The organism is Colwellia sp. BRX9-1, from assembly GCF_014077195.1.
GTDB lineage: Bacteria > Pseudomonadota > Gammaproteobacteria > Enterobacterales > Alteromonadaceae > Colwellia_A.
This window is the reverse complement of sequence record NZ_JACGVM010000107.1, coordinates 1-239: the sequence shown is the minus strand read 5'-3', so window position 1 is coordinate 239 and position 239 is coordinate 1. Positions and strand designations below refer to the sequence as shown.

At 46.4% G+C, this 239-nt stretch carries 1 tRNA gene; it reads right to left on the bottom strand.

The features are described from left to right. Positions 1 to 118 precede the first annotated feature (118 nt). A tRNA-Met gene (locus H4J76_RS19675) sits at positions 119 to 195 on the bottom strand. Between the last annotated feature and the right edge of the window lie 44 nt (positions 196 to 239).

Sequence of the window (239 nt, the reverse complement as noted above, 5' to 3'; positions counted from 1 at the left end):
AGCCCGACGAGCTACCAGACTGCTCCATCCCGCGTCCGAATGTCCTAATACCTTCTTAGGAAAGCCAAGTTGTTTTAATTCAAACTTAAGAATTTGCTTTTTATACTTAAGCGTAAGTTGGTTGCGGGAGCCAGATTTGAACTGACGACCTTCGGGTTATGAGCCCGACGAGCTACCAGACTGCTCCATCCCGCGTCCGAATGTCCTAATACCTTCTTAGGAAAGCCAAGTTGTTTTAA